The 5,779-nt window shown below is 35.2% G+C and carries 6 protein-coding genes and 1 pseudogene; 4 read left to right on the forward strand and 3 right to left on the reverse strand.

Going from position 1 to position 5,779, the window contains the following annotated elements; genetic code table 11:
- Together ACJAT0_RS12215 and ACJAT0_RS12220 are read left to right on the forward strand one after the other, a co-directional pair.
- A pseudogene (locus tag ACJAT0_RS12215) lies at positions 1 to 234 on the forward strand (IS110 family transposase); the annotation flags it as partial.
- A 199-nt stretch (positions 235 to 433) separates the two neighbouring features.
- On the forward strand, positions 434 to 709 hold the full coding sequence (locus ACJAT0_RS12220; protein WP_415181885.1) for a hypothetical protein: 276 nt from the start codon (positions 434 to 436) through the stop codon (positions 707 to 709).
- Between the two features lie 16 nt (positions 710 to 725).
- Here the strand turns inward: ACJAT0_RS12220 and ACJAT0_RS12225 are convergent, their stop codons facing one another.
- The 3 genes from ACJAT0_RS12225 to ACJAT0_RS12235 form a co-directional block, all read right to left on the reverse strand.
- On the reverse strand, positions 726 to 1,286 hold the full coding sequence (locus ACJAT0_RS12225) for an acyl-CoA thioesterase (protein ID WP_415181880.1): 561 nt from the start codon (positions 1,284 to 1,286) through the stop codon (positions 726 to 728).
- 425 nt (positions 1,287 to 1,711) lie between these two features.
- Entirely contained in the window at positions 1,712 to 2,452 is a 741-nt protein-coding gene (locus ACJAT0_RS12230) for an SDR family oxidoreductase (protein ID WP_415181881.1), read from the reverse strand.
- A gap of 771 nt (positions 2,453 to 3,223) precedes the next feature.
- The gene (locus ACJAT0_RS12235; RefSeq protein ID WP_415181882.1) at positions 3,224 to 3,514 is read right to left on the reverse strand and encodes a hypothetical protein; all 291 of its coding nucleotides are present in this window, start codon (positions 3,512 to 3,514) and stop codon (positions 3,224 to 3,226) included.
- Between the two features lie 1,205 nt (positions 3,515 to 4,719).
- On the opposite strand from ACJAT0_RS12235, the gene ACJAT0_RS12240 reads away from it, so the two are divergent.
- Positions 4,720 to 5,325, forward strand: coding sequence for a tyrosine-type recombinase/integrase (locus tag ACJAT0_RS12240; RefSeq protein WP_415181883.1), 606 nt, complete (start codon positions 4,720 to 4,722; stop codon positions 5,323 to 5,325).
- On the forward strand, positions 5,325 to 5,779 hold a 455-nt coding region (locus tag ACJAT0_RS12245), incomplete at its 3' end, for a transposase zinc-binding domain-containing protein (protein ID WP_415181884.1). The genes ACJAT0_RS12240 and ACJAT0_RS12245, both read left to right, overlap by 1 nt.

Here is a 5,779-nt window from a genome sequence, read left to right on the forward strand (position 1 = left end):
TTATTGAAGATAAAGACCGATAAGAGTGATTCAAAACTTATATGTGAATATGCTCAACAGGTTGAATTGAAAATATGGCAAGGCAATTCTAAGCATCAAATAGAATGTCTGCAAATGACCAGACTTCTTTCTGTGTATACAAAACAGAGCACAATGCTAGAAAATAGATTACACGGAGAAGTTGTTTTTGGTAATCTGAGCAAAGTAATTGTAGGTTCTTTAAAACGCCGTTAGAAGCAGGTTCAAAAAGGAGTGAAAGCCTTAGACGAAAAACTACTTATTTTGGTGAAACAAATGCATCAAGATGTGTTAAAAGGCTTAAAAGTAGCCTAGGTATTGGACTAAAAGTGCCATTATGCTAGTGGTTTTAACAAATGAATTCGGCCGTTTTACAAGCACAAGTGAATAGTGCAGTTATGCAGGATTGACACCATTGATCAGGCAGAGTGCGAGCAGCGTAAAAGGAAGACCTCGTATAAGTAAAATATGGAATCAAAAATTTCGAAACCTTTTATTTATTTGCAGTTTTGCAGCTTCGAAATACAACAAAGCCTGTAGGGAGATTTATGAAGGAATAGTCGTAAAAGGAAAGAGCGAAAAATTAGCATTAATTGCAGTTTGTAAAAAGCTGCTAAAACAAGTTTTTACAATAGCGAAATCAGGGTTGAAATATGATCATACTTATAGAAGTACACTAGTGAAAAATTAATTAGTTTTTATTTGTTTTATAACACAGTACTTTGTTCGCTATAGTTTTTTTTATTTGCATTTTCAATAATTTCCTTATCCTCCTTAAAAATATTTAAAACCCACAGTGGTGGGTCTATTTTTTCGGTTGCGCCAACTTCTTTCATAATGTCTGTTAGAGCAGTAGGTCTATCTCTTTTCCAGACAAGTGTACGCGCAATTCCTATTGCTTTTACTTCATTTTTTTGTTCAAAATAGTGCACATAATAAACCCACTTATCATCCATTCCAGCGCTTTCTAAAATCACATCAAATTTAGACCAAATCTTCAAAGGCTTTCTGTATATTATCTTTTGAGAACCTAATGATGGTGCTAATTTTCTTTTAACAATAGCTTTATATAATTTTGATCTTGCAATTAATTCCCAGCGAATGAAATCCATATAAACAGGATATTTTGCGGCTGTCATAACACGGAACCCATCACAATCAAAAGGACCAACTCTAAAAGTTCTTTTGATTGTCTGGTCATAATTTACTTCACTTTGAAAATTTCTCAGAATTAATATCTTTACAATAGAATACCAGTAATATATCATGATTCTAAATTTGGGGATGAATTTTTAATGCAGCCTAACTATGGCTTACGGTTCGTGTAAGAATAGTTGCGAGTTTAAGTGCGAGGATTTTCCGAAGGAAAATCAGATTTTAAAAAACAGCAACTACCTTTTGTTTAGCCTAGAACTAGCAATTATTTATATTCATTGTGTTTACCCAGCATGGGCATCTTTTATTTACCGAAGGTAAATAATTAATCTAGAGGGTGCAAGTCCCTTACGGGCGTTGGTAAGGCAATGAACCATTAGTAAGTTGCAAGGTTGCTAGCTATGAAGCTAGGACTGAAGGAAGCAGGGCTACAAAACTCCGTACTGAGCGCAGTCGAAGGGTACGGAGGTGTGAGAGTCGCACTCCGTTCCTAATGAGGAGCGGAGCCGTCTACTTGATTAGCTGCTGGCTTTATTAGTTAAGCAAATCCGCCATTTACTCCGATATTTTGTCCTGTGATCCATTTTGAATCATCATCTACAAGAAATAAGACGATTTTTGCAATGTCTTCAGGTTCGCCAATTCGATTAAAAGCAGACATTGAAGCCAAACGTTTTATAACCTCCTCATTTTTTCCTTGTTTGAAAAGTTCCGTATTAACTGGACCTGGTGAAATAGAGTTTACTGTAATTCCTTTAGTTCCTACTTCTTTTGCAAACACTCTAGTCAGCTGTTCAACTGCAGATTTAGTTGCGGAATATGTTCCATAAGTCGGCAACATTAGTCGTGTTACAGAACTCGAAAAATTTATTATCCTTCCATTATCACCTAAAAGTGTAGATGCCTCTCTCATTGTGTTGAACACTCCTTTTACATTTACATCAAAAATTCTATCAAAATCTTCGTCCGTTGTGTCTTTGATCAATTTATAAATTGCAATTCCAGCATTGTTTATCAATACATCAATTTTTTCAAACTTCTCAATGGTTTTTTGAAATAATCTTTTTACGTCTTCCGATTTGCTGACGTCAGCCTTGATAGCAATAGCTTGTCCACCACTTTGTAAAATTTCAGTTACTACGCTTTTGGCAGTTTCTTCACTGCTTGAAAAATTAACCACCACTTTTGCGCCATTTTTAGCAAGTGTTTTGGCAATGGTCAATCCAATACCTCTTGAAGAACCTGTTATGATTATTACTTTTCCTTTTAATTTGTTCATTTATTATTTTTTGTTTTGGTAGTTTCTTTCAGCTTGTAGCTAACGTCATTCTGTCTAATAACCTACTGCTATTTTAATGTTTTACTAAATTACATTTTTTTGTATTAGTGCTATGCTTGAATTTGATATTTTGAGTTTTGGTTGGCAAAATACCTCTAAACAACTTAGAAGAGATTGTATACATATATCAAAGTACTTACTAGCTTTAATACTTGATGTTTTAGTATCTCGAAGGATATTCTTAATCCTTGTCAAGTTATAAGCGATAAACATAAAGCCTAATTCTGCACTGGCTCTTTTCTTTGTTTTTTTAGTTATGATGTGTTCAAAACTCCATTGCCGTTTGATAGTTCCTTAAGGATGTTCTACAATAGCTTGTCTTTTTTATAAGCGTCAATGTTCTCTACTACTCTCTGTGCATTTTCTTCTATAGATTGATGGAACTCGCTTCGTTGTATCACTTTTCCGTTATTTTTTCTAAAATTGCTGACGCTATTCTTTTTCAGGTGCAAAATAAAAAGTAGATTTTTGACTACGATTATTTGTTTTCAGCTACTTTTTCAGTTACGAGGTCTTAAACTGGATCTTTCATACACCTATAAAAAACTGAACTTCTTTTAAACAAAGAATTAAAGAAGCAACTGTATTAAGATAGGAGGGTGCACCTGTGATTTAAGTTTTAAATAGCGTTATTCCTTTGAAAAGTGATAATGCTAAAATCCTTCCTAAAGAAACAGAAAGGCTTTTATTTTAAAACCCTCTTTATTTTGTTTATTTAAATCGTGTAATTAATTTTCTTGTAAAACTCCAATCAAGGGTTTCTTGTGATATTTCCTTATAAAATAGAGCGTAAGCAGTTTTTTCAATATCGTTTTTTGTGCCAAATTCTAAAACTTGTGATAAATCAGCATACGATTTAAAAATCCATACATTTTCACCACCAGAAACGTGAACAACATCTCCCATACCCATATAACTATCTGGTTTAATTGTTCTTAGTAGTTTCTTAAAAGCATTTGTAAAATTAGTTACATCTTTAACCTTATAAGCCCATGCCTGCAAAAATATGTGCTCTGGCAGACCATCTTTATATCACTATAGTGTGTATTGTTACCAGCGGTAGTGTAATTGCTTTCAGTGTTTTTAAGCAATTCTCTAGAAAACAGTTCCCAACCTGGACCCGACAAAGATTTTTTAAATTCAGCTAATTTTTTCGACGAAGCACAAGAGAAGCCTATTAAGTGCGTTGCCTTTTCACTTGAACTTTTAAATATAAAAGCAGAAAACTCAGCTTCTATGTCATCTTGTATTTTTATACTGGAGAAGTAATCATTCACTAAAGAAGTAAACTTTTCTGTGTTTTCAGATTTAACTTTATATAAAACATCATACCAATAACCGTTTTGGGCGAGCCCAAATGAACTGATAAACAAGACAAAAGGCAGAAATATGTTTTTCCTATTTTATTTTGACCATTTTCTACGCGCAACACGAATATTACAAACAATTGACCTTACGTTCTGTAAAATGAGAAACAAAAAAGTCAACTTCTTTTTCTGTGAAAGAATGTTTTTGCATTAATTGATTTTGTAGTGATTGAACTTCCATCATTTATTAATTTTCTGATGTGCTCTCAAATGGCATCCAACGGGTTTGTATAAGATGTGTCGCGCCTGGCGCAGCGTGAACGAGCTCGCTTTTCAGCGGGGCGGGAAGCGTCGAAACCGACCACCATCATTATCTTTTTCTCCAAATTAATTGAGCCGAGTGCGAATCAGCAAGTCAAGCGAGTTCATATTTTTCGGAATGTACAAGGTGCTAATATTTGTTCTAAATATTCAATTATTGATAAGGTAATGCCATGAGTTTTATACGGTGTTGAACTAATCCTAGTTCCTCGGAAGCCACTTCTTGCTGTTAAAAATACATTAATTTAGGGTCTCACTAAAAACCTATAGAATTATGTATTTTAAAAAAAAGAGAAGACGATCTTACAAACAGCATTAGAAGCTGTACCAGAATTTAACGTATTAGCCCTTAAACTAGAAAAAAGTTTTGTTATAAATGGGAAGGCAACCAGTACCTTAACTAATTATTTACGTTGTCTTGCGCATCTGACTCTTTATTACAAATGTAGTCCAGAACACTTGTGCCAAGAGCGTATTAACGACTATTTATTCCACTGTAAAAAGCTACACCAGACCCCATCAGAAAGTTTCTTTAAACATACCATTTTTGGGCTTCGCGCTGCTTATAAAGTTATGGGTATGGAGGTCAAACGTATTGCACTTCCTCAGATAAAGAGACAAGCCGACCTGCCTATAGTGCTTAACAAACAAGAAGTGAAGGCGCTTTTAAAGGCTCCTAAATATTTAAAACACCGCCTTATTTTGGGGATGCTTTATGGTTGCGGACTTAGAAGTTATGAGCTTTGTGATTTGCAGCAATCAGATCTTGATTTTGAGCGTAAAACGGTTTTTATTAAAAAGAAAAAAGGCAAGGTAGATCGTTATTTGCCTTTAGGGGAGATGATCATTCGGGGGCTTAAAGAGTATCTAAGAACCGAAAAGCCTGTCACCTATGTTTTTAACAGTCAGATAAGGAAACAAGGGCTTGCCCAGCCAATGAGCCCTGGAGGGATTCAATGGATTATTAAAGAGTGCCGCTCAAAAATAAATACTAAAAAGAAATTCACCACCCATACACTTCGTCATTCCTATGCCACACATTTACTAGAAGACGGCATGAATATTATGTGCTTAAAAGAACTTTTGGGTCATGCAGATATCCAAACCACCATTATCTATCTTCATGTAGCTGCTTCTGGAAGTTCAAAAAAAAAGAGTCCTTTAGACAGCTTATACAAAGTGTAATGTGTGCCAAGCATACTGTTGCAGATGTTTTGAATTTGGAACAAGAACATCTAGAAGTTTTATCCAATACGAGCTGGAATTTACACACGTTACATGCCCTTAGAGAATACTGCACCAAGGATCTTGGCGACCATTTAGATTGGTGCACCCATTGTGGGAAATTCCATTTTCAGTTTAACTCTTGCCGTAATAGGCACTGTCCAACCTGCCAAGGGCATAAACAACACCAATGGGCACATGCAAGAACCAAGGAGTTGTTGCCTGTGCCTTTATTTCATTTGGTCTTTACCCTTGCAGACCATCGTAATAGGGTATCCCTTAGTCATCTCAAAAAAGAACACATAATGCTTTTTGAGACCGCATGGTTGACCTTATGTGTTTTTGGAAACAACCACAAACATCTTGGAGCAACCTTGGGTACGATTGCCGTGTTGCACGCCTGGGGTCAAAATTT

It is taken from the genome of Nonlabens sp., from assembly GCF_047636915.1.
GTDB lineage: Bacteria > Bacteroidota > Bacteroidia > Flavobacteriales > Flavobacteriaceae > Nonlabens.